The following is a 22,277-nucleotide window of genomic DNA, read 5'->3' as shown; positions in this document are numbered from 1 at the left end:
CGGTCAGCTACGTCGGCGTCAACGTGAACGGCAGCCAGTAGGTCCCGGCCCCGTCACCCGGACAGCCCGGTGCGGCCACGGTGAACGTCCGCTCCCCGGAGAAACTGCCGTCGCCGTCGGGTTTCAGGAAATCGGACCGGAATGCCGTCACCGCAGCACCATTCGGGCCGCAGTGGAACGGATAGTCTCCCGATGACTCCCAGCGGTCGCCCGTCCAGCGGTAGTCGAACAGCACCGGTGCGTTCGGATTCTCTTTGAGCTCAGTCATTCTCAGCCAGTGCGCAATACAACCACCGGCGTCGCACACGGTCCGGAACAGGGCCGCCTGGGTCGACGGGTCCGAGGTGTCGGGACGGCCGTTGAACGTCTGCCGCGAATGATCGAGAAACGTGTCGTAGCTCCCGTACAGCGGGACCGGTTCCGCACGATCAGCGTGCGCCAGCGGAGCCGTCACCAGCAGTACCGATGCGGGCAATGCACAGATTTTCGGCAGCATGACTTTGAATAGCACACTGCCCGGAGCTTCGGGGGCGATCTAACATCGCAATTGCCAACGGTCAACCGTGTTGCGCACTGTGTAGGTGTGCCAGGAATCTCCGTGCAGCAACAAGGTGACCTCGCTGGGACCTGATGGTGGGTAACCGATACCGGAAGCGTTGCAACAAGAGGCGTCGATGTCGTTACCCACGAACACGCTGACGCCGATCACACCCGATGGGCCGACGAGCAATTGACGGTCGGGGTTACTGCGATCACCGATGGCCAGCAGTCCGCTGGCGATGTTGAGGTGGCCATCAAAGGCCCGGACGCCCAATCCGCCAGTGTCCGAGCCGGAGAGCACGCGAACCCGAAGCTGCCGTCCGACGGCGTCGCACTCGTCGGCGCTCATGGTCTGTACCCGCAGTGCCTGTTGCACCGGCGCAGGTTCAGGGTCGATGCCGGACTGGATGTAGATGCCAGTAATCCCTTGCGCCCCAGCATCTTCAATTACCACGATGCCGCGGTCGGGTGCGATCATCATGTCGCACAGCAGCTTGTTCGTTGCCGTTCGTGCCGCCATGTCTCCTCTTTCCGTGGCCAAAAACTGTTTCAATCCACCCACGGATCGTCCGCGAAGTACTGTCCCGGATCATTTGGATTTCTCCGGTCAGCCGGCTCTCCCGGCTTGCGGGCGGCAGCCGTGATCGCGGTCCAGAACAGTGCCGGCACTGATGCGAAACATCGGATAATCCTCGGTACGTCACGAAACACATTGACCCCCTGTGCTCCTCGGGTGATATCGGCAGCGTCGGTCCCCGTCGCGCCCGGCGGTCCGTTACACACTGGTCGAAATCGACAGTGCGGCCGCAAATTCGAGAAGTCGTCCCATTTCTTCCTGACCATCGTCTGCGTTCTTGTCGAAGAGGTAGCACTCGACGTAGTGCTGGCTGTCCTCAGGAGTGGTTCGGGTTGTGCTGTTGACTATCGGCGTATACAGGCGGAGGCGCACCGACACCAGCTCGTGAGAACCGTCAGGTAGCACGTCGTAATCGGTGTGCAAAGCCTGATCACTGAGCCGCGACAGCAGAACGGTCCGCACCGAGGACTGGAACATCGGGTGCGGCAATCGATCATCGTGACCGGCGCATTCAGTGTCCGAGCCGTGCCACAGGATCAGCCGCCGGCCGTCAGTGATCGCAACCTCCTGCCACGTCGGGCGCTCCGTGAGCACGAATGAGTAGGCGCCGTCGAAGTCGAGGAAAGGGCGCAGATTGTTCAGCGCTGCTTCGGGATTGCGAATGCCGAGCATGACCGCCTGCTGAAGATGCCTGTGTGATGCCCAGTCAGCCATGCGCGGCCAGCACCCTTCCGAATTGAATCAACCGTTCCATCTGTGCTCGCCCGCCGTCGGTGACAGACTTGCTGAACACCAGTTCCTCGCTGAACGCCTCGGTTCTCGCTGGGGTCTTGGCCAGCGTGTAATCGGCCGTCGTGGTCACGAGCCGCAGTTCGACACTGTGCAGTGACCGTCCACCGCGGTGATCGACGCGATACCCGACCTTGAGATTGCGGTCGGTCAACGCAGACAACGGAATCGAGCGCAGCGTGGACGTCAGCAAGGGTTCGCCGGGCTCAGGATCGTCGTCGTCGGTGAGTTCGTCGTCACCCATCCACAGCAGTAACGTCCGACCGTCGGTCACCGCGACCTCTTGGTACAACGATTCGCGCGAATCCTTTTCTTCGAGTGTGCGTTCCATGACGAATGCCTTGATCGCGGCCGGGTCCATTACCCGGTACAGCGCCTCCAACGCGATCGCGGGATCGCGCAGATATGCCTCCGCCGCTTGCGCCAAGTCGGAGTAGGGCGCCCAGTCCTGGTGAGTATCCGGCCCGCCGGGTCGGCCGGGTGATAGTTCGGTCATCGACATCAGTTCCCGGATGGGGACAACACCCGCAGTGCGGGTACCACCTTCATCGGTGAGAGACCACCCATGACCACATCCCCTGTCCAGCAGACCGACCCGTTGGACCCGTCGCCGATGACGAGCCTGTGCAAGGTGTAGTCGGGAATCAGAGGCAGAACCGAACGGTGATCTAGCTCACAACGCGCGAAGCCAACGAATCCCACCGGGGCTCCCCGAGCGGCTCGTCGGCATCCGGCCATAAGGAAGGCAGCTCGAAGGGCAGACAGAAGCCGAAACGGCGTAAGAGCAAGTCGCACCATAACCATCCGTAGGGCAAACGAGAGCGGCGATCGTTCCCCGGTCGGCGGTAGCATCGCCGACCGGGGAAACTCACGACGACGGGGAAATGAGATGAGTACCGATCAACGTCCGGCAGTCCCGAAGGCGCGGCCGCCGGTTGCCCATACTGTGTGGAGCCCGGTGACCACGGATCAGTTGCCCGAACGTCCGGATTTCCGCAGGATCATCATCCGAGATACCGGCGACGCCTCGTCGGCCGCTGACTGGCAGCTGTTGGCGCAGTACATGTCCCGGCACCCGCATCTGGGGTTATTCGTCAATATCTTCGGCGAAGGCTTGCGTGACCTGGATTTTCTCGCCGAGTTCGGATGGCTCACCGATCTGACGGTGGAGTGCATGTCGCTCCAGTCGGTGGAGGGCTTGCGACATCTACGACAGTTGGAATCGCTGGACCTGGGACCGACGAAGCGGCGGGTATCGCTGGAGGTGCTGACCGAACTACCTGCGCTTCGGAGTGTGTCGATCACTGATCACTCACGGGAGCTTGATGTCCTCGGCCAGATTCCTGGTCTGCGCTCAGCGAGCTTGACCAGCGCCAAGCGCGACGACCTTGAATTCCTCACCGGGTCAACACAGTTAAGATTGGTGTACTTCACCATGGGGCGGCTCAACGACCTGTCTGCCCTGACCCGGCTGCCGCATCTCATCTCGCTGGACATGTATCGCACGAAGGTCACCGACTTGACCCCGATCGGGGGCTGCACGTCCCTGGTGACCCTGTGGCTGGAAAGCCTGCCCGTTGGGGCACTGCCCGATCTGGGCGCACTCAATGATCTGATGGTCGTGGAAGTCGCCAAACTCAAAGGCCTCGATGACCTCACCCCGATCGCACACGCCCCTGCCCTGCGGTACCTGCGGGTACAAAGCGACGCCCTGCAACCCGACGATTTCACCGTGTTGGCGGGGCACCCCACTTTGGAGGTGATCGATGCGGATCTGCGCACCGACAAGCTCGGCTACCAGGTCAACCAGATGCTCCAGCTGGACCGCGACGACGTGAACCCGTACTACCAGAGAGCGTTCAAGCGCGAACTCGCCGCCCGCATCAGCGGCGAACCGTAAACCCACACAACGAGAATCAGAGGTTTCACAGGTGAACCCATTCTTCCTCGACGACGAAGACCCTGCATCCGTCGCGCTGCTGCTGAGCACGGGCGATCTGACCGTCGACGCGGCCGTGGAAGAGCACGGCCATACACCCAACGGCGACTTCTGGACTGGAGTGGCCGAATACCTGATCAGCAGCCACCGCCCAGATCTGTCAGATGCGTTCGAATTCGACCCAGAGGCAGGAACATTCGCCGCCTACGGTGACCGTGACCAGCTGCTGGCACTGGCCGACCTGATGCGTCCCGCGGTGACCGACTCCGATGCCATCGCCGCGCTCATCACCACCGCCACGGCAGCAGGGTACGAATTCGATGACTAGCAACCGGATGGATCGCCCTACCCCTAGGCCGCAGCGCCACCCTCAGCGGCGGCCAGAACTGTCTGGCGCGCATCGCGCGCGGCGAATGAAACGATCTCGGCCCACCCGCCGTTGCTGATCTCTCCCGGACAGCGGCGGCAATGCGCGAACTGCTCTGCGCGAAATTGGCTGTTCTGGTTGCCAACTCGGTGACTGTGGCCGCAGACCGTGACACCCTCGTCAACGGCGACGGCCCCACTGAGGCTGTGCTGGGCCGGCTGTGCCCCACATGCTGGTACGCCACCCGCGCCGCGCTGGCCCAGCGTGTTATTGACGACGGATTCACCGGGCTGCTTGGGCAGGACCTGCTCGACCCTTCCTCCGTCGCGATCGTCTACACCTGCGGGCTCCTTGACTCCTAGCCGTGGACAGGAGTGACTGTTGATAGATCGGCAAAACGCACAGCACGAGCGAATGGCGCAGCCTGGAAAACCATTACCGGCGAACGGCATTCGCACTGCCTGCCGAAGACGATGATCCTGACCACCCCTGGCCTCCCTAAGCGGTTGAAACTAAGCGGATGGAATCCCGGCGAATCGGTTGCCTTGAACCCGTCGTGGTAACGAAGGAGCCGGCCGGATGAGCAGTTCGCCAATCAGTAATCCGCCTGCAGCTCAGTCGATCTCAGGGAGCGACACCCCGACCACGAGCTCCGCATACTGGCGCATCAGCCGCAGCGCCGTCGCCCGGCTCAGGTCCGGATCGCGTGCGGCGATCCGGTAGCCGAAGTAGTCCTCCATCGACATCAAGGTCATGGCGATATCACGCGCCGGGTGCAGCAACCGGAACACGCCGCTCTCCTGGCCGCCCGACAGCAGATCGGCGTACAGGCCGACCTGCCGGTGATAAATGCCCTGCACGTCGCTGCGCTGGTCAAGCTCGAAGCCGGCCGACAGCACGGCCCGCCAGATCGCACGCCACTCGGCGTCCTCGGGCCCGGTGGGCAGGCCGGCAGCCATCGTCATCACCAGCTGCTCGCGGGCGTCGGCCGATGACCGCTGCAACTCAAGCCGCGCATCGTAGAACCGCACGTCGGAACGCAGCGCCAGCTCGGAGAGCAACTGCGTCATGTCCTTGAAGTAGTACCGCACCGCGTTGGTGGTCAGCCCCAGTTCCTCAGCGACATCGGCCAGTTTGAGGGTGGCCAGGTCGTGCCGCTCGATCAGTGCGATCGCGGCGTCCATGATCTCGCGACGTCGCTCCTCCTGCTTGTTGGGCCGGGCCATGGCACCAATCTTGCCCGTTCTCTTGCGAGACGTGGCACGCGGGCGCATAGTTCTTTTCCAATCTGGAAAAAAACTCGGGAGAAGCAATGCGTGCCAGAGATCTCGGCGTGGTCATCGGGGAGCACCCCACTGGCCCGGCCAACGCCATCACCGACGTGGAGGGCGTGCGGGTCGGACACACCACCCTGCAGCACGGCGGCGTCAACACCGGCGTCACGGTCGTCGTTCCGCATGACGGCATCTGGACCGAGCCGGTGTTCGCCGGTTCACACCGCCTCAACGGCAGCGGCGAACTCACCGGGCTGGAGTGGATCCGCGAATCCGGCGAGCTCACGAGCGCGATCGGGCTGACCAACACCCACAGCGTCGGCGTCGTGCGCGATGAACTGGTGGCCGCTCAGGTCCGCGCCCGCGGCGCCGGCCTCTACTGGTCACTGCCAGTCGTGGGCGAAACATACGATGGACTCCTCAACGACATCAACGGCTTTCACGTCCGTCCCGAGCACGCCCGCCAAGCGCTCGAGGCGGCGTCCACGGCACCGCCCGCCGAGGGCAACGTGGGCGGCGGCACCGGGATGATCTGTCACGGCTTCAAAGGTGGCATCGGTACCGCATCGCGCCGCACCGAGACAGCCGTCGGGCAGTACACCGTCGGCGTACTCGTCCAGGCCAATCACGGCCGGCGGGAACGACTCCGGATCAACGGCGTGCCGGTCGGCGAACTCATCGGACCCAGCCAGGTGCCGCTGCCGGACCTGCCCAAGCAGTACGCCCCGGGATCGGGCTCGATCATCGTCATCATCGCCACCGATGCCCCGCTACTCCCCCATCAGTGCACCCGACTGGCGCAGCGCTCGGCGCTGGCGGTGGGCCGCCTCGGCGGCACCGGCGAGCAGTACAGCGGTGACCTGATGCTCGCATTCTCGACAGGTAACCGCGGCATCCCACCATATGCATGGGATGAGGACGCCTCCACCGCACACCCGGAAGTGGCCCTGCGGATGGTCGCACCGCAACTGATGACCCGGCTGTTCGACCTCACCATCGAGGCCACCGAGGAGGCGATCGTCAATGCGATGGTCGCCGCCACCACCCTGACCGGACACAACGGTTTCACCGCCCACGCCATCGACCACGATCTGCTGCGCCACGCGTTGGACCCCAATACCCGTGCACCCGAGGAGATTTCATGACCACTGCATCGGCCGAGACGCAGGGGCGGCGGCTTTCCGGGCGCCTGGGCCCCGTCGGCATCGTCTTCATGGTGGTCGCGGCTGCCGCCCCGCTGACCGTGATCGGCGGCAATATGCCGTTAGCGATGGGCCTGGGCAATGGCGCCGGCGCCCCGGTGGGATTCGTGATCGCCGCCCTGGTGCTACTGGTCTTCAGCGTCGGCTTCGTGACCATGACGCCACACGTTCCCGAGGCCGGGGCGTTCTTCTCGTATGTGACCGTCGGCCTGGGCGAGCGCATGGGCAAGGGCATCGCGGTCGTCGCACTGATCGCCTACACCGCCATCCAGATCGGCATCTACGGCTACATCGGATGGGCGATCTCCGACACCGTCGCCCACTATCACGGCCCGGTAATCGCTTGGCCCGTCTACTCATTCATCGTGCTGGCAATCGTCGCAGTGCTCGGCTACCGCCACATCGAGCTGAGCGCCAAGGTCCTGGGCGTGGCGTTGGCCCTTGAGATCGGCATCGTGGTCGTGCTGGACGCGGTGATGGTCGCCAAACCCGGCCCGGCCGGTGTCACCTTCACCTCCTTCGCACCCGCCACCTTCACTCAGGGCACCCTCGGCATCGCCATTCTGTTCGCCCTCACCGGGTTCATCGGGTTCGAGGCCACCGCGGTGTTCCGCGATGAAGCCCGTGATCCCGAGCAGACCATCCCGCGCGCCACCTACGCCGCGGTGATCATTATCGGCGCGTTCTACGCCATCACGGTGTGGGCGTTCGTGGTGGCCGTCGGGCCAGATCAGGTCGCCACTGTGGCGCGGAAAACCCTTGCCGGCAAGGGCAATATGCTGCTGGACACCACTGGCGACATGCTGGGCATCGTGGGCCGCGACATCGTCAACGTCCTCCTGCTGAGCAGCCTTTTCGCCTGCGTGCTGTCCTTCCACAACGTGATCGCGCGCTATCAGTTCGTGTTGGCCGGCAAGGGCCTGCTGCCCGCTCGGCTGGCCACAGTGCACGACGACCACGAATCACCGTCGTTCTCCTCGCTGGTGCAAACTGCCACCGCCGCAATCATTGTCGCCGTACTGGCGATCCTCGGCATCGATCCGCTGGTCGGGGTGTTCGGCTCGATGGCCGGGGTCGCAACGGTCGGCATGGTCCTACTGATGCTGACCACTTCGGTGGCAGTGCTGGTGTTCTTCCTGCGTAACCGAGAGCTGGGGATGGACGGGTTGTGGACGACGCGCATCGCTCCGGCGTTGGCCGTGCTCGGTCTGCTGGGCAGCCTGTGGCTGGTGCTGTCGAACTTCACGCTCGTCACCGGTGGCAGCGCGACGCTCAGCACGGTTCTGGCCGCGATCCCGTTCCTCGGGCTCGTCGTCGGATTTGCGGCCTGGCGACCGTCGCGGGCGCTGTCGGCCAACTAGACGGCAGAACCGCTCGGCATCACCAAGGCACCCGAATCGAGCCGATCACGCCGACGGCGCACGGACCGGACACCGGCCATCGCCGGACCGTTGATCAGAAGACGCGGATCCAGTCGATCAGCATCTCGGCGGGGTAATTGCCACCAGCAGGCTCGCGACCGCCGGACCCACCGATGGCCAGGTTGAACACCGGGGCCAAGGTGTACCCCGGATCGTTGAAGGGCCAGTCGTCCAACGAATTGGCCGGCACCGTGAAGAACGGCTCTTGCCCCGGCGCGTAGTCCTTCCAGAAGTACATTCCGGTCGGCTGCCAGGTCATCCGCCAGGTATGCCACCCGCTGTCGATCGGATGCGGGTCGGTGGCGAACGACGTGCCGTCCAACCGGGCGTGCACCGTCGTTCCCGATGGCCAGTCCCGGTTGCCGTACCACTCGACCAGGTCGACCTCGCCGCCGCGGACCGGATCGTCATTGAGCAGCCAGAAGGCCGGCCAGGCGCCGTCCGTGAGGCAGTTCAGTTTGATCCGCGCCTCCCAGGTGGTGCCGACCCCGCCGCGCCAGTTGCCGACGACCTTGGCGCTCGCGTAACGCTCCCGGATGTTCGCGCCGGGACCACGGGTGGCCCGGATGACGAGGTTGCCCTTGCCGTCCTGGAACACGTGCTCCTGATCGGTCACGTACCGGCCCATGTTGTACGGCTGGTCCCATTCGACGGGGTTTCGGATGACCTCGCGCTCAGGCACGATGAACCACCACGCCGGGTCCGGCGGGGCACCCGCGGGGCCGTTGAATTCGTCCCGGAACAGCATTGCCGGGCCTGCCGATGAGCCGGCAGGCGCAGCAGGCGCGGCCCCCGGGCCAGTCCCCGGACCTGGGGCAACGGGCAACGGGTCGGCGTCAGCCCTCGGGGATCCCAGCACGGTGGTAACCGCGCCGAGGCCAACCATCATCATGATCTTGCGACGATCCATATCCGGCACACCAGCAATCGTAGGCGACGCACCGTCGCCACACGGTTAACAAGTAGCCTGATTGCGGAAGTGTTCGCGCTCGTCGCCGTGGCGGATGCCAACGGCCATTCGCTCGCGACAGCCCGAGGGCACGCGGATGACAAGGTTCAGAACCGCACTCGGCAACACTGCGATCAGGTCCCATGCTGATTCAAAGGCGCTGGCGCCCAAGAGCTTCCGGCGAGACCGTCAAGCCCCGCTGATCACTCCATGCGTGACAATGGTCGCCGTCTCGTCGACCCACAGCTCGTCGAGTTCACTCTCGGGATGCAACAGCATCCGCAGCATCGTTGCGCCACCGATGATCTCGATGAGCCGTTCGGGCTTGACGTCAGCCTGGACCTCGCCGCGTTCGATGCCATGCTCGAGGCGCACCCGTACCACGTCGAACAGCCCGTGGAAGCGTGCGACGACCCGCGCGTTGAGCTCCTCGTCGGCGCTCATGTCCGCCATGAGTCCCGGAAGCGCAGCCCGCACGGCCGGGCTGGTGAACACGTCGCGTGCTGCGGCGATCATGGCGCGGATGTCGCCGACGATGTCCCCTTCCGGGGTCGACAGCGCGGTCGGCGTCGTGGGGAACGCCGCTTCATGCACCAACTCGGCCTTGCTCGACCAGCGGCGGTACAGCGCCGTCTTCGTCGTTCCCGCACGTTCGGCGATCGCCGCCATCGTCAGATTGGCGTAGCCGACTTCGGGCAGCAGCTCGGCGGCAGCGGTCAACACCGCGGCGTCGATCCGGGGATCGCGTGGCCGACCGGCGCCAGAGGGCTTGTCAACCGCTTGCAGGTCTGATTTCATAACGCTACGCATCGTATCGTAATTATCTCGGGAAGGAAGGTTCAGTGCCGAACCAACCGGCGGACAGCTCCGTCACGGTCGAGACGAACGTCGACCATATTCAGCGCTCCAGCCGTGACGTGACAACAGTTCCGGACATCCTGTCACAGTGGCTGTCCACCGTGATGGAAGGCGGCATCAAGCCCGAGATCACCGTCGAGAGCGGCGTCGACTCGAACGGAATGTCTTCCGAGACAATCATCATCACCGGCCGGTGGACCGAGGGCGGCACGCCGGTGGAGCAGAAGTGGGTCGTCCGGGTCGCGCCGACCACCGAGGACGTCCCCGTCTTCTCGTCCTACCGACTGGACCACCAGTTCGACGTCATGCGCCTGGCCGCCGAACTCACCGACGTCCCGGTCCCCCGGGTGCGCTGGCTGGAGAACACCGGCGAGGTGCTCGGCTCCCCGTTCTTCCTGATGGACTGCGTCGAGGGCGTGGTGCCGCCGGACGTCATGCCGTATACATTCGGCGGCAACTGGTTCGCCGACGCCACCCCGGAGCAGCAACGCACGCTGCAGGACAGCACCGTGGAGGCCATCGCCAAGCTGCACTCGATCCCCGACGCGGAAAAGACCTTCGGCTTTCTCCAGGAAATCGACCCGCCGGGCGACACTGCACTGCGCCGGCACTTCGGCTGGCTCAACGAGTGGTACCAGTTCGCGGCGTCGGGCCTGGGCCGCTCACCGCTGGTCGAGCGTGCCCTCGTCTGGCTGGAGGAGAACTTCCCCGAGGACGTCGCGGCATCCGAATCGGTTCTCGTGTGGGGTGATTCGCGCATCGGCAACGTGATGTACCAGGACTTCCGCCCCTCCGCGGTCCTGGACTGGGAGATGGCCACTGTCGGCCCGCGTGAGTTCGACGTCTCATGGATCATCTTCGCGCACAAGGTGTTCCAAGAGCTCGGCGGCCTGGCCGGGCTGCCCGGCCTGCCGGATGTGCTGCGCGAAGAGGACGTTCGCGCAACCTACAAGAACTTCACCGGCGTCGAGGTCGGTGACCTGCGCTGGTTCTACATCTACTCCGGCGTGGTGTGGTGTTGCGTGTTCATGCGCACCGGCGCCCGCCGCGTGCACTTCGGCGAGATGGAACAGCCCGACGACCTCGAGTCGCTCTTCTACCACAAGTCGCTGCTGGAGAAGCTCCTGGAAGGAACAGCCTGATGCTCGGCCCCATGGACGAATACCCGATCCACCAGGTCCCGCAGCCCATCGCGTGGCCCGGGTCCAGCGACCGGAACTTCTACGACCGCTGCTACTTCAACGCCCACGACCGCACCGGCGACATCTTCGTCATCACCGGCATGGGCTACTACCCCAACCTCGGGGTGAAGGACGCCTACTTCCTGGTCCGCCGCGGTGATACCCAGACCGCCGTGCACCTGTCCGACGCCATCGACCAGGACCGCCTGAATCAGCACGTCGTCGGCTACCGCATCGAGGTCACCGACCCACTGCACCAGGTGCGCATCGTGCTCGACGAGACCGAGGGCATCGCCGCTGACCTGACGTGGAACGGCCTGTTCGACGTCGTGCAGGAGCAGCCGCACATCATGCGCCAGGGCAACCGCGTCACGCTCAACGCGCAGCGCTTCGCGCAATTGGGTTCCTGGAGCGGCACCCTCGCCATCGACGGCGAGGACATCAAGGTCAGCCCGGACACGTGGATCGGTTCGCGTGACCGGTCCTGGGGCATCCGTCCCGTCGGTGAGGCCGAGCCCGCCGGCCGGCCGGCAGACCCGCCTTTCGAGGGCATGTGGTGGCTGTACGTACCGCTGGCGTTCGAGGAATTCTCGCTCGTGATGATCATCCAAGAGGCCCCCGACGGCTTCCGGTCACTCAACGACTGCAGCCGCGTCTGGAAGGACGGCCGCGTCGAGCAGCTCGGCTGGCCGCGCGTGAAGATCCACTACGTCTCCGGTACCCGCATTCCCACCGGGGCCACCATCGAGGCGACGGCGCTGGACGGCACGCCCGTCCGCTTCGACGTGGAATCCAAGCTGCCCGTGCCGATCCACGTGGGCGGCGGCTACGGCGGTGACGCCGACTGGCTGCACGGCACGTGGAAGGGCGAGAAGTTCACCGAGCGCCTCACCTACGACATGACCGATCCGGCGATCATCGCTCGCTCCGGCTTCGGCGTCATCGACCACGTCGGACGTGCGGTGTGCCATGAGGGCAACAAGCCGTCTGCCGAAGGCTGGGGCCTGTTCGAGCACGGCGCGCTCGGTCGCCACGATCCGTCGGGCTTCCCGGACTGGCTGACGATGGCCCCCTAGTTTTGCTCTTCAGGAGCAAACAGGAATGTTCCCCGATACAACGGCGTATCGGGGAACATTTGTCTTTGGTGGCGCTAGCCGGCCCACCACAGCGATGCAGCGAGCAGAACTTCGACAAAGCCGTAGAACCAATTGGGGTAGAACGATGTTCGGTCACCGGCGACCGCGGACACGATGCGCCCGAATGCCATCCCGAGCAACGCCACGCTCACGGTGACCACGATGCCGGTACGGATCTGCTCGGGAGCTGCGATGGCGTATCCGAGGATCGCCGCGATGGCCAACCCGAAACCGCCGTAGACCGCCCGTACCTCTGCCCGAGATGCGGGGCCGCCCAACGTGATTCCGAAGGGCCGCAACATCTCTGCCGGGGCGGTCAGGGCCCGCAGGCCCATGCCCGCAAAGAACACCGCGTTGACGCCGACGACGACGTTCGACGCCACTGACACCGTTACCTCCCGACGACGACGGACCGGCAATCAGCATGACGTATGTGGGTCATGTCGTCACGCGAAACGACTCAGAGTCGCCACATTTCGCGCTCGGTGGCGGCCTGCTCGAATGCCTCGTGACGGAAAGTCTCCGGCTGGCGGACTTTCGCAGCGAGATGCAACCGGGTCACGAACGCGGTGGTCTTGTCCGACCACCAGTGCATCGCGGCCGCGGCGGGGTGGAAGCCAACTGACGCAGAGTTGGTGGCCATCGCGGTGTCCCTTCACGAACTCCGACAATGCTTTTGGGATCGCACAACCTCGGCGACGGGCACCGTCGGCACTAGTGCACAGGTTCAGCGACGGAGGTACCTGATCTATTCCCCGCGGCAGGCCATTGTTCGCTGTCGGCTTACTCCAGCCCGGCGGTGCCGTCCGCGCCGACGGTGACCTTGGCACCCGCGAGGTCCTCGCGGGTGCTGGCCTCGGCCTGCGACGGGTCGGTGATCACGGCGAGGGCCCGGCTGCCGCTGGGTGTCCGGACAGCCACGAAGACCTTTTCGGGAACGCCCTCGCGGGTGACCGGCGTGGTCCAGGTTTCCACGGTGCCGGTTCCGGACCATTCATCCTCGGCCACCACGGTCGGTTCGGCGTCGACCTCGGATTGCACATCTTCCCAACGGAATTCATGTGCCGGCGGCTCGGTGCTGTAGACGCCGAAACTGTGCTTGGTCAGGTAACCACCATTGGCGGTGATGAGCCCGATCTGGCCAGGATTGGCCACCAGCCGCTCCGCCATGGCGGCGATCGAATGCGACACATAGTTGTTCCACGGCCCACCGGCGAAGGTCAGGCCACCGGTCACCGTCAACGGACGCGCCGGATCATCGAGGGCCAGTCCCAATTCACGGGCGGCGACCTGCACCGCCGACGGGAAGCAGGAATACACGTCGACCGCATCGATGTCATCGATGCCGAGCCCGGTGAGCTCCAGCACCCGACGGCCCGCGATGCGGATCGCCGGCGAGCCGGAGAAGCTCGCCCGCTCCCCAATCAGATAGGTGTCGTGGGCGTCGGTGCCGGCGTGCGGGAAAACCCACCGGTCCCTGGGAATCTGCAATTTTTCGGCCTTGCCCACCGAGGTCAGGATCAGCGCCGCACCCTGGTCGACCATGTTGTTGGAGTTCATCAGCTTGGTGTACGGCCAGCTGATCATCCGGTTGTCCGGACCGGGCTGCCAGATCTGCTCGGCAGACACCGCGTCCCGACTCCAGGCGTGCGGATTGCCTTCTGCCACTTGACTGAACCGTGCCCACAGCTCGCCGATCCGGCGCCGATGCTCCTCGATCCCCTCCCCCGCCGCGATCCGCAACGCCTGCTCGAACATCGGGTACACGTGCGACGGCGCCACCAGCCCGATCCGCAGTTCTGCGGGCCCGGCCATGGTGAATTCGGGGTCACTGGGTGCGAGTGGCACCGACTCGTCCTGCTCGGTGCCGGTGAGTCGTTCGCCGCGCGCCTTCAACCGTGTTCGGGTACGCCAGGTTTCCCCGCCGGCGATCAGCACCACGTCGTTGCGGCCCTGCTGAATGTCCAGGCACGCCTGGTTCACCAGCGACTGCGGCACGTTGCCACCGATCGGGGTGTACCGGGTGACGGCGTCGGCCGCACCGATGCGCTGCGCCAGCAGTAAGCCGGGGTCCCGGTACCGCACCGACAGCAGGTTGACGATCCGGACGGCGTCGACCGCCTCGAGGACGCGGGCGTCAGCGGCGGCCCGGGCCGCGGCCTCCATCAGGTCGACAGGCTCGCCGGCCGGGTTCTCGTCGTACTGGTTGACCTGGCCGTAGCCGACGAGCACCGGGGTTCTGGGATCAAGTGACACTGACGTTTCCTCTTCTGGCGCCGGACCTGCTCCGGAATACCTCCACCTTGGCGGCATGCGGGCGGCACTGTAAACGACCAGCGCGAAAATCCGCACATGAGCGTTCGCGACATCTGCCCGCCCTCAAGACTCGCAGATGTCGCATGAGGAAACGTATAGGTGTCGCACAATGCGATTTACAGGCGGGCGCCGACAGCATTGCATGGAGCCGAGACGGTGCATGGACCTGCAGAAGGGTGAACACATGACGATGAGCGTGGCCGAACGAGCCGAACTCGCTGCGGCCGTCAAGGACCTGCTCAGTGAACATTGCACCGAAGCCGACGTCCGCCGCGTGATGAGCACCGACACCGGATTCGATCGCGACCTCTGGAACAAGCTGGCCGCCCAGGGTGTGGCGGGCCTGCTCGTCGACCCGGACCACGGGGGCGTCGGGCTGGGCGCACAGGAGCTCGAGGCGGTCGCCGAGGTCACGGGCGCAGCGTTGCTACCCGCCCCGTTCCTGTCGAGTGCGGTCTTCGCCACGGCCTTGATCCAGGCCGCCGGCACCGACAACGACAAGGCACGGCTCTTGCCGGGGTTGGCCGAAGGTTCGTCGATCGCAACCGTGGCAGCCACCGGGCCCCGTGGCACGTGGGCACCAGATGGTGTTGCGATTCAGGCAGACCGGCACGGCGACGGGTACCAACTCACAGGCTCCGCGCACTATGTGCTCGACGGGCAGATCGCCGATGTCGTCCTCGCCGTGGCGAAGACCGGCGAGGGCATCGCGATCTTCGAGGTCGCCCCGAACGCACCCGGCTTCGACCGCACCGCCGCAACGGTTTTCGACCCCACCGTCCGGCTGTCGACGTATACGTTCGACCAGACCCCGGCCCGTCGCATCGGCACCGGCGGCTGGGCGGCTGTCGAAAATGCGTTGTCCCTCACGGTGATCGCCCTCGCCGGTGAGCAGGTCGGCGGGGCCCGTCACCTGTTCGATCTCACCGTCGAATACCTCAAGACCCGTATCCAATTCGGGCGGCCCATCGGCAGCTTCCAGGCGATCAAGCACATGGCGGCCGACCTGCTGCTGGAAGTCGAATCCGCCACTTCGGCGGCACAGCATGCCGCTGCGCAATTCGATGCCGACCCGGTGGGCGCCGACGGTCCCGTCGCCCTGGCCGGATTCGCCTGTGCGGAGGCCTATCACACCACCGCCATGCAATCGATCCAGATGCACGGCGGCATCGGCTTCACCTGGGAGCACCCCGCGCATCTGTTCCTGCGCCGGGCACGCACCGGCCGTCAACTGTTCGGCAGTTCACGTGACCATCGTGAGCGCTACCTGGCATCCAAGGGGGCCTGAGATGACGACCACCGCAGACGAGCTGCGCACCGAGGTTCGTGACTGGCTCGCGCAGAACTGGACCACGTTGCCTCCGTCGGACGATCCCTGGGTGAGCTCACCCGAGGAAATCGACTGGCGTGAAAAGGTTCTCGATGCAGGCTACGCCGTGCCCACATATCCGCCCGATTGGTTCGGCCGCGGCTACCCGAGCAAGCTCGCCGCGGTGATCCAGCAGGAGTTTCGCGCCGTCAAGGCCCCCGGCGCCTGCCAGGACAAGCACAACATTCCTGCCAACACTTTGTTCGCGTTCGGCTCGGACGAGCTGAAACATGAACTGCTACGGGACTTTCTGACCGGCGCGGCCCGCACCTGTCTGCTCTACAGCGAGCCCGGCGCCGGATCGGATCTGGCCGGGGTGAGCACCACCGCGGTGCGCGACGGCGACCGCTGGGTGGTCAATGGCCAGAAGGTGTGGACCTCCGGAGCTGCGACGTCCGAGTACGGTCTGCTGATCGCACGCACCGACTGGGATGCGCCCAAGCACAAGGGCATGAGCTACTTCATCATCCCGATGCGGCAGGCCGGCATCGAGGTGCGGCCTCTGGTCCAGATCACCGGCGAGGCGCACTTCAACGAGGTGTTCATCTCCGATGCCACCGTGCCGCATGCGAATCTCATCGGCGGAGAAGGGAACGGCTGGCGCGTCCTGCAGACCGCCCTGGCGTACGAACGCTCCATCATGGGAGACGGCGGCCGCGGCTCGCGCAACAAGTCCAAGGCCGACAGCCTCGTGGAACTGGCTCGCGAGCACGGCCGCCTCGACGACGCCGCCCTGCGCGAGCGCCTCGCGGACGTGCTGGCGTTGCGGGAACTCAACCGGCTCAACAACCTTCGCGCCAAGGCGTCCACCAGTCAGGGCACGTCGAGTTCGATCATGTCGCTGGGCAAGCTCGCGATGTCGCGTATCCTGCACTCGGAGGCCGCGCTGAAGACCGAGATCATCGGTACCGAATCACTGCTGGCGGGTCCCGACAACCCCGAGGCCGACGACGTGAACTTCCTGTCCCTCAACGCGTTCTTCACCTCCATCGGCGGCGGCACCGACCAGATTCAGCGCACCATCATCGGCGAACGCGTGCTGGGGCTGGCGAAGGAACCCGAGACCGACCGCGACATCCCGTTCCGCCAGGCGCGACGCAGTTGACGATCATGGCCTACGATCCGCCGCTGTCGGGCATCGAGATACTCGATCTGACAGCCGGACCCGTCACAGCCGTCGGCCGGCTTCTGGCCGATCTCGGTGCCCACGTCACGTCGGTGCACCTGGCCGGTGTGACCGCGACCGACACCACCGGACCGCGCATCGGCGGAGTGCCCATCGGCACCGCCATCAACCGACACGGGATCCCTTCGGTCGAGATCGATCCGTCGACCCCGGCCGGGCAGCAGGCGTGGACCGACTTGGTGGCGACCGCCGACATCCTCATCGAGAACACGCGCCCGGGATCGGCGGCCGAGGAATCCTTGGCGGTCAACCAGATTCACGCTGACCATCCGGCACTGGTCATCCTGTCCATCAGTGACTTCGGTCGCGATACGCGATATCACGACTGGCAGGCCACCACTCCGGTGCTGCACGCGTTGACCAGCGAGCTGTCCCGCTCTGGCATCCCGGGACAGCCACCGCTGGTGCCGCCGAGCACGGACCTGCCGTACCACGTCGCCGCGGCCCAGGCCGCCTTCTTCACCCTCTGTGTGTTCCTGGATCGGCTGCGCACGGGCACAGGCGATCTCATCGATTTCTCGGTGCTCGAAGGTGCGATGCAGACCCTCGACCCGCCATTCGGCACGGCAGGCAGCGCGGCGGCCGGCGTGCCCATCAGCGAACAGCAGCGCGACTGGATCGCCGAGCAGCAGCGCTATCCGATCTTCAAATGCAAGGACGGCCACGTCCGCATGTGTGTGTTGGCAAAACGCCAGTGGCAGGGCATGTTCGAGTGGATGGGGCGCCCGGCGGAATTCGCCGATCCCAAGTTCAACAGCCTCCGTGAGCGTTTCGCGTCCGCCACCCTCTTCGGCGCCATCGAGCAGTTCTGTGCCGACAAGACCCGCGCGGAGCTCGAACTGGCCGGACAACGGCACGGCGTGCCGACGGCCGCGGTGCTGAGCCTGGCCGAGGCGCTGTCCACCGAGCAGGTTGCCGCGCGCGGATTCTTCCGCGAGACGGAGCTCTCCCCCGGTCTGACCGCACCCGTACCGGTCGGTGTCGTCGAGATCGACGGGCACCGGGCGAGCAGCCTGAACATCAAGGCGCCGAGTGAGCGACGACTCCGCGACGCACCCACGCTCACCGCGCGCACCCGCAGCGGCCTCGGACTGCCCCTGGAGGGGCTGCGCGTACTGGACCTCGGCGTCATCGTCGTCGGCAGCGACACCGGCCGCCTGTTCGCCGACCTCGGCGCCGACGTCGTCAAGATCGAGAACTCCGCCTTCCCTGACGGGCTCCGCATCAGCCTCACCCGGATGACGCAGGCCTACGCCGCCGGTCACCGCAACAAGCGGTCGATCGGGATCGACCTCCGGTCCGCGGAAGGCCGCGCGCTGGCACACCGGCTGGTAGCGCAGTCCGACGTCGTGCTGAGCAACTTCAAACCCGGTGTGGCAGCGGCGCTCGGCATGGATCACGCGACACTGCAGCAGGTGAATCCGGGCGTCGTCGTCGTCGACAGCTCGGCGTACGGAGCCACCGGGCCGTGGGCGAAACGACTCGGCTACGGGCCGTTGGTTCGCGCCGCGGCGGGCTTCACCGAGCTGTGGACCTACCCAGATGACCCAGATGCGTTCTGCGACACCGTCACGGTGTACCCCGATCACGTGGCGGCGCGGATCGGGGCGTTGAGTGCCGTCGCGCTCCTGCTGCGCCGCGAACGCAGCGGTGGCGGCGGATCGGCGAGCATCGCCCAAGCCGAGGTGATGCTCAGTCACCTGGCCGACGACATCGCCGGCGAGGTGCTCACCCGGCGTGGTCATGCTCGCGACGACCAGCCGGCTCATGACGCACCGTGGGGCCTGTTTCCCGGCGCTGGTGATGACACGTGGATCGCGGTCACGGTCCGCGACGACGCCGACTGGTCAGCGCTGTGCGCGGCGATCGACCGGCCCGATCTCGCTGCCGATGCGGAGCTGGGTTCGCGATCCGGGCGGGATCGTCAGCGCGCGCGGCTCGACGAGGCGCTCAGCGCCTGGACATCCCGGCACCCACCGGCAGAGGCCATGGCGCGTTTGCAGGCGGCGGGCGTCCCGGCCGGGGCTGTCCTGCACGCGGTGGAGGTCCCCGCCTGGGACTACTACGTCGAGCGACGGGCTTTCCGGGAGGAACTACATCCGCACGGGACCGCACCGTTCATGATGGAGAACGTGCAAATCCACGCTGACCTGATCCCCGATCCCCCGCTGGGGCAAGCGCCACTGCTCGGCGAGCAGACCCGTGAGATCGCGGCCGAACTACTCGGCCTGGATGATCAGACAATCGACGATCTGATTGCCCGCGCCGTCCTCGAAGTACCTGCGGCAGCACCACATTCGGGACGGTAACCACCCCGTCCCATGGAAATCGATTTCACCCGCCTTCGCTACTTCGTCGCGGTCGCCGAAGAGCTGCACTTCAAGCGCGCTGCCGATCGGCTGATGATCACGCCGCCGCCGCTGAGCAAGCAGATCAAGTTGCTCGAGCGCGAAGTGGGTGGGGAACTCTTCGAGCGCACCTACCACGACGTCCGCCTGACACCGCTGGGTATGCAGCTGCTGGAGCCGGCGCGCGACATCCTGCGGCGGGTGGAGGAACTGAAGGCCACCGCGGCACGAATCACGCAGGCGAGCAACCCCGTTCGCATCGATGCGACCGCCTACGCGCCATCGGATTTCCTGGCGAGATTCGAGCAAGCGGTGGCCGGCCTCGCGATACCCACCGAGTTCAGCGTGCCGGGGTCCGCGGCGGAGGTCATCGCCAAACTCGTTTCCGGGCACACGGATCTCGGTCTGATCCATCTGCCGGCCGCCGACAAGCGCATCCGGCACCGGGTTGTGGCCACCTATCCGGGCGCGGCGGCGGTGCGGTTCGACGACCCGCTCGCCGCCAACGACACCATCGCCATCGAAGACCTGCGGGACCGCGATGTCGTGATCGACTTCGCGCGGCCCAATCCCGTGGTGCTGGCGCAGATGACGCGGGGCCTCAACGAACGCGGCGTCACGCGCATCGTGCGCGCCGTCAGTCAGCTGGGCGGTGAGCTGGAGATGGCCAGCCATGTGTTCAACCGGTATCTCGTCGCACTCGTCAGCTACGCGCCCGCCTCCACGCTGGGCCGAATCTTCTCGCCGCCCGAATTCAAGCTGATCCCGATCGATGAAAGCACCTGGGCGCCGGCCAAGATCGCGCTGGCGTGGGCGCCGGACCGGCTGCGTGATCCAGCCGAGATCGAGGCACTCGTCGAACAGCTCGCCACTGTCCTGCGCTGAGTCGCGCGCGAAATACCTGTCACCGCCCGACGGTAGGCTGCCTCGACGGACAAACTCCACCAACGCAGCTCCGGAAGGTTCAAACGTGCTCGATGCCGATGACGTGCGCCGCATCGCGCTGTCCCTCCCGGAGACCACAGAGAAGGAGCGTTGGGGCCACCCGACTTTCGACGTGGCGCGCAAGATGTTCGTCACGGTGCCCGACGATCAGACCTCGTTTGCGGTGCGCTGCCCGAGGTTCGACCGCGAAGAGCTGATCGCGGCCGAACCGCACAAGTTCTGGGTGCCGCGACACGAGGCGGCGTCGTCGTGGGTGCGGGTCCGGCTGGAGGCGCTCGACGATGAGCAGGAACTGACCGACATCCTCGCCGACTCGTGGCGACTGGCTGCCCCGCCCAGACTCACCGAGCAGCCGGAATCCTGATCCGGAAGGCTCAGACCCGCTGCCGCACCCGTCCGAACACCATGGACTCTTCGATGCGGTCGAAGCGGTGGTCGATCACGTCGAGCACGTAGTTGTGCCGGACGTGCCACGGGCGATGGGTACCGGATTTGGGCAACGCGTGGGGGTTGCGGTTGATGTAGCCGGCGTCGAGGTCGAAGGTCTTCTTCTCGTCCATCGGGACGTCACCCAGATGCGGATAGGCGTGGGTGTAGCCGTGAGAGTCCATGTACGCCACCAGTTTCGCGAACGCACGGGCAGTCATGTCGGCGCGCAGGGTCCACGAGGCGTTGGTGTAGCCCAGGCACCATGCCATGTTCGGCACGTCCTCGAGCAGGAATTCCTTGTAGACGTAGCGGTCGGACGGGGTGATCGCGACCCCGTCGACCGACAGGGAGATGCCGCCGAGGGCCTGCAACTCCAGCCCGGTCGCGGTGACGACGATGTCGGCGTCAATGCGCGCACCGGATTTCAGCACGATGCCGTTGGCGTCGAAGTGGGAGATGTGGTCGGTGACGACCTCGGCGCGGCCGTCACCGATGGCGGTGAAGATGTCGCGGTCGAGCACCGCGCAGAGGCGTTGATCCCACGGGTCGTATTTCGGGTTGAAGTGCACATCCACGGGGTAGCCCGGCGGCAACGCGGCCATGGCCCGGTTGCGGATGAGGCGGCGGCCGCCCTTGGGGAACTTCCGGAGCAGGTTGTAGCTGAGCACGCTGATGAGCACGTTGCGGAACCACACGATGCGGTGAGCGATCTTGTCCGGCAACAGCTTCCGGATGAAGCTGACCATCGGGTCGATCTGCCACTGCGACATCAGGTAGGTGGGTGACCGCTGCAGCATGGTCACCTTCCCGGCGGTCTTCGCCATGGCCGGCACCAGGCTGACCGCGGTGGCACCACTGCCGATCACCACGACCTTCTTGCCGGCGTAATCCAGTGACTCCGGCCAGAACTGCGGATGGACGACGTCGCCGGCGAAGGTGTCGATGCCCGGAAAGTCGGGCGTGTAGCCCTTGTCGTAGTTGTAGTAGCCGGTGCCGCAGAACAGGAATCGGGCGCGGTAGGACCTGGCCTCGCCGTTCTCCACGGCGTGCACCGTCCAGGTGTCGGTCGCCGAATCCCAGTCGGCCGACTGCACATGGGTGTTGAAGGTGATGTGACGGTCGATGCCGTGCGTGTGTGCCGCGGTGGTCAGGTACTCGCGGATGTGATCGCCGTCGGCGATGTTCTCCGGCCGCTCCCACGGCTGGTACGGGAAACTGAGCGTGAAAATGTCGCTGTCGGATCGAATACCCGGGTAGCGGAACAGGTCCCAGGTGCCACCGATGCGCGTCCGCCGCTCCAGGATCCGGTAGGTCACCTGCGGATTGCGTTGATGTAGCCGGTACGCGGCTCCGATGCCGGAGATACCGGCACCGATGATCAGCACATCGAAGAACTCGCCGTCGTCGCTGGCCGTCATGAATCTCCCTTGATCAAATCCGGTACCGCCGGT

Annotated in this window: 23 protein-coding genes; 11 read left to right on the top strand and 12 right to left on the bottom strand. The window is 65.6% G+C overall.

Annotation, left to right across the window (positions count from 1 at the left end; all coding sequences use genetic code 11):
* Window positions 1-7: 7 nt before the first annotated feature.
* The 4 genes from ACJH6H_RS02735 to ACJH6H_RS02720 form a co-directional block, all read right to left on the bottom strand.
* On the bottom strand, window positions 8-496 hold the full coding sequence (locus ACJH6H_RS02735; protein ID WP_212806453.1) for a hypothetical protein: 489 nt from the start codon (window positions 494-496) through the stop codon (window positions 8-10).
* A gap of 39 nt (window positions 497-535) precedes the next feature.
* The gene (locus ACJH6H_RS02730; protein WP_212806454.1) at window positions 536-1,060 is read right to left on the bottom strand and encodes a hypothetical protein; all 525 of its coding nucleotides are present in this window, start codon (window positions 1,058-1,060) and stop codon (window positions 536-538) included.
* A 255-nt stretch (window positions 1,061-1,315) separates the two neighbouring features.
* A complete protein-coding gene (locus ACJH6H_RS02725; protein ID WP_212806455.1) occupies window positions 1,316-1,831 on the bottom strand; it encodes a hypothetical protein in 516 nt (171 codons plus the stop codon).
* Complete coding sequence (locus ACJH6H_RS02720) at window positions 1,824-2,402, bottom strand: hypothetical protein (RefSeq protein WP_212806456.1); 579 nt, start codon at window positions 2,400-2,402, stop codon at window positions 1,824-1,826. Before ACJH6H_RS02720 ends, ACJH6H_RS02725 begins: the two co-directional genes overlap by 8 nt.
* A gap of 462 nt (window positions 2,403-2,864) precedes the next feature.
* On the opposite strand from ACJH6H_RS02720, the gene ACJH6H_RS02715 reads away from it, so the two are divergent.
* The 3 genes from ACJH6H_RS02715 (at window position 2,865) to ACJH6H_RS02705 (ending at window position 4,574) form a co-directional block, all read left to right on the top strand.
* The gene (locus tag ACJH6H_RS02715) at window positions 2,865-3,806 is read left to right on the top strand and encodes a hypothetical protein (protein ID WP_212806457.1); all 942 of its coding nucleotides are present in this window, start codon (window positions 2,865-2,867) and stop codon (window positions 3,804-3,806) included.
* A 31-nt stretch (window positions 3,807-3,837) separates the two neighbouring features.
* Window positions 3,838-4,173, top strand: coding sequence for an Imm51 family immunity protein (locus ACJH6H_RS02710; RefSeq protein WP_212806458.1), 336 nt, complete (start codon window positions 3,838-3,840; stop codon window positions 4,171-4,173).
* 140 nt (window positions 4,174-4,313) lie between these two features.
* Complete coding sequence (locus tag ACJH6H_RS02705) at window positions 4,314-4,574, top strand: hypothetical protein (protein ID WP_406774189.1); 261 nt, start codon at window positions 4,314-4,316, stop codon at window positions 4,572-4,574.
* Between the two features lie 252 nt (window positions 4,575-4,826).
* Here the strand turns inward: ACJH6H_RS02705 and ACJH6H_RS02700 are convergent, their stop codons facing one another.
* Entirely contained in the window at window positions 4,827-5,438 is a 612-nt protein-coding gene (locus ACJH6H_RS02700; protein ID WP_346416843.1) for a TetR family transcriptional regulator, read from the bottom strand.
* An 86-nt stretch (window positions 5,439-5,524) separates the two neighbouring features.
* Between ACJH6H_RS02700 and ACJH6H_RS02695 the strand changes: the two genes are divergently transcribed.
* Window positions 5,525-6,631: a P1 family peptidase gene (locus tag ACJH6H_RS02695; RefSeq protein ID WP_406774188.1), complete on the top strand. Its 1,107-nt coding sequence runs from the start codon at window positions 5,525-5,527 to the stop codon at window positions 6,629-6,631.
* Window positions 6,628-8,049, top strand: a complete 1,422-nt coding sequence (locus ACJH6H_RS02690) for an APC family permease (protein ID WP_406774187.1) — start codon at window positions 6,628-6,630, stop codon at window positions 8,047-8,049. Before ACJH6H_RS02695 ends, ACJH6H_RS02690 begins: the two co-directional genes overlap by 4 nt.
* Window positions 8,050-8,143: 94 nt before the next feature.
* Here the strand turns inward: ACJH6H_RS02690 and ACJH6H_RS02685 are convergent, their stop codons facing one another.
* Both ACJH6H_RS02685 and ACJH6H_RS02680 read right to left on the bottom strand, forming a co-directional pair.
* Window positions 8,144-9,019 (bottom strand): glycoside hydrolase family 16 protein, encoded by an 876-nt coding sequence (locus ACJH6H_RS02685; RefSeq protein ID WP_318984305.1) that lies wholly within the window; start codon window positions 9,017-9,019, stop codon window positions 8,144-8,146.
* 228 nt (window positions 9,020-9,247) lie between these two features.
* Window positions 9,248-9,856 carry a TetR/AcrR family transcriptional regulator gene (locus tag ACJH6H_RS02680; RefSeq protein WP_212806463.1) on the bottom strand — a complete coding sequence of 203 codons (609 nt, stop codon included), beginning with the start codon at window positions 9,854-9,856 and terminating at the stop codon, window positions 9,248-9,250.
* Between the two features lie 44 nt (window positions 9,857-9,900).
* Here ACJH6H_RS02680 and ACJH6H_RS02675 point away from each other — a divergent pair, with 44 nt between their 5' ends.
* Window positions 9,901-11,058, top strand: coding sequence for a phosphotransferase family protein (locus tag ACJH6H_RS02675; RefSeq protein WP_318984203.1), 1,158 nt, complete (start codon window positions 9,901-9,903; stop codon window positions 11,056-11,058).
* A 671-nt stretch (window positions 11,059-11,729) separates the two neighbouring features.
* On the opposite strand, the gene ACJH6H_RS02670 is transcribed toward ACJH6H_RS02675, so the two are convergent.
* The 4 genes from ACJH6H_RS02670 to ACJH6H_RS02655 form a co-directional block, all read right to left on the bottom strand.
* Window positions 11,730-12,068 carry a DUF1589 domain-containing protein gene (locus tag ACJH6H_RS02670; RefSeq protein WP_406774257.1) on the bottom strand — a complete coding sequence of 113 codons (339 nt, stop codon included), beginning with the start codon at window positions 12,066-12,068 and terminating at the stop codon, window positions 11,730-11,732.
* A 179-nt stretch (window positions 12,069-12,247) separates the two neighbouring features.
* Complete coding sequence (locus ACJH6H_RS02665; protein ID WP_318984304.1) at window positions 12,248-12,616, bottom strand: DUF4345 domain-containing protein; 369 nt, start codon at window positions 12,614-12,616, stop codon at window positions 12,248-12,250.
* A gap of 77 nt (window positions 12,617-12,693) precedes the next feature.
* A complete protein-coding gene (locus ACJH6H_RS02660) occupies window positions 12,694-12,876 on the bottom strand; it encodes a hypothetical protein (protein WP_318984201.1) in 183 nt (60 codons plus the stop codon).
* 140 nt (window positions 12,877-13,016) lie between these two features.
* Window positions 13,017-14,489, bottom strand: a complete 1,473-nt coding sequence (locus tag ACJH6H_RS02655) for an acetyl-CoA acetyltransferase (RefSeq protein WP_318984200.1) — start codon at window positions 14,487-14,489, stop codon at window positions 13,017-13,019.
* A 244-nt stretch (window positions 14,490-14,733) separates the two neighbouring features.
* Between ACJH6H_RS02655 and ACJH6H_RS02650 the strand changes: the two genes are divergently transcribed.
* The 5 genes from ACJH6H_RS02650 (at window position 14,734) to ACJH6H_RS02630 (ending at window position 20,761) form a co-directional block, all read left to right on the top strand.
* Complete coding sequence (locus ACJH6H_RS02650) at window positions 14,734-15,837, top strand: acyl-CoA dehydrogenase family protein (protein WP_318984199.1); 1,104 nt, start codon at window positions 14,734-14,736, stop codon at window positions 15,835-15,837.
* A gap of 1 nt (window position 15,838) precedes the next feature.
* Window positions 15,839-17,023, top strand: coding sequence for an acyl-CoA dehydrogenase family protein (locus tag ACJH6H_RS02645; protein WP_318984198.1), 1,185 nt, complete (start codon window positions 15,839-15,841; stop codon window positions 17,021-17,023).
* A 5-nt stretch (window positions 17,024-17,028) separates the two neighbouring features.
* Window positions 17,029-19,413: a CoA transferase gene (locus tag ACJH6H_RS02640; protein ID WP_406774186.1), complete on the top strand. Its 2,385-nt coding sequence runs from the start codon at window positions 17,029-17,031 to the stop codon at window positions 19,411-19,413.
* Between the two features lie 12 nt (window positions 19,414-19,425).
* Window positions 19,426-20,337, top strand: coding sequence for a LysR family transcriptional regulator (locus tag ACJH6H_RS02635; RefSeq protein ID WP_318984196.1), 912 nt, complete (start codon window positions 19,426-19,428; stop codon window positions 20,335-20,337).
* An 85-nt stretch (window positions 20,338-20,422) separates the two neighbouring features.
* The gene (locus ACJH6H_RS02630; RefSeq protein WP_346416850.1) at window positions 20,423-20,761 is read left to right on the top strand and encodes an MmcQ/YjbR family DNA-binding protein; all 339 of its coding nucleotides are present in this window, start codon (window positions 20,423-20,425) and stop codon (window positions 20,759-20,761) included.
* Window positions 20,762-20,771: 10 nt separating this feature from the next.
* On the opposite strand, the gene ACJH6H_RS02625 is transcribed toward ACJH6H_RS02630, so the two are convergent.
* Window positions 20,772-22,244, bottom strand: coding sequence for a flavin-containing monooxygenase (locus tag ACJH6H_RS02625; RefSeq protein WP_406774185.1), 1,473 nt, complete (start codon window positions 22,242-22,244; stop codon window positions 20,772-20,774).
* Window positions 22,245-22,277: the final 33 nt, after the last annotated feature.

This window comes from Mycobacterium sp. SMC-21 (assembly GCF_045310825.1).
In the GTDB taxonomy this organism is placed as follows: domain Bacteria; phylum Actinomycetota; class Actinomycetes; order Mycobacteriales; family Mycobacteriaceae; genus Mycobacterium.
Note: the sequence above shows the minus strand (reverse complement) of the source record. Positions and strands in the feature narration are given on the sequence as shown.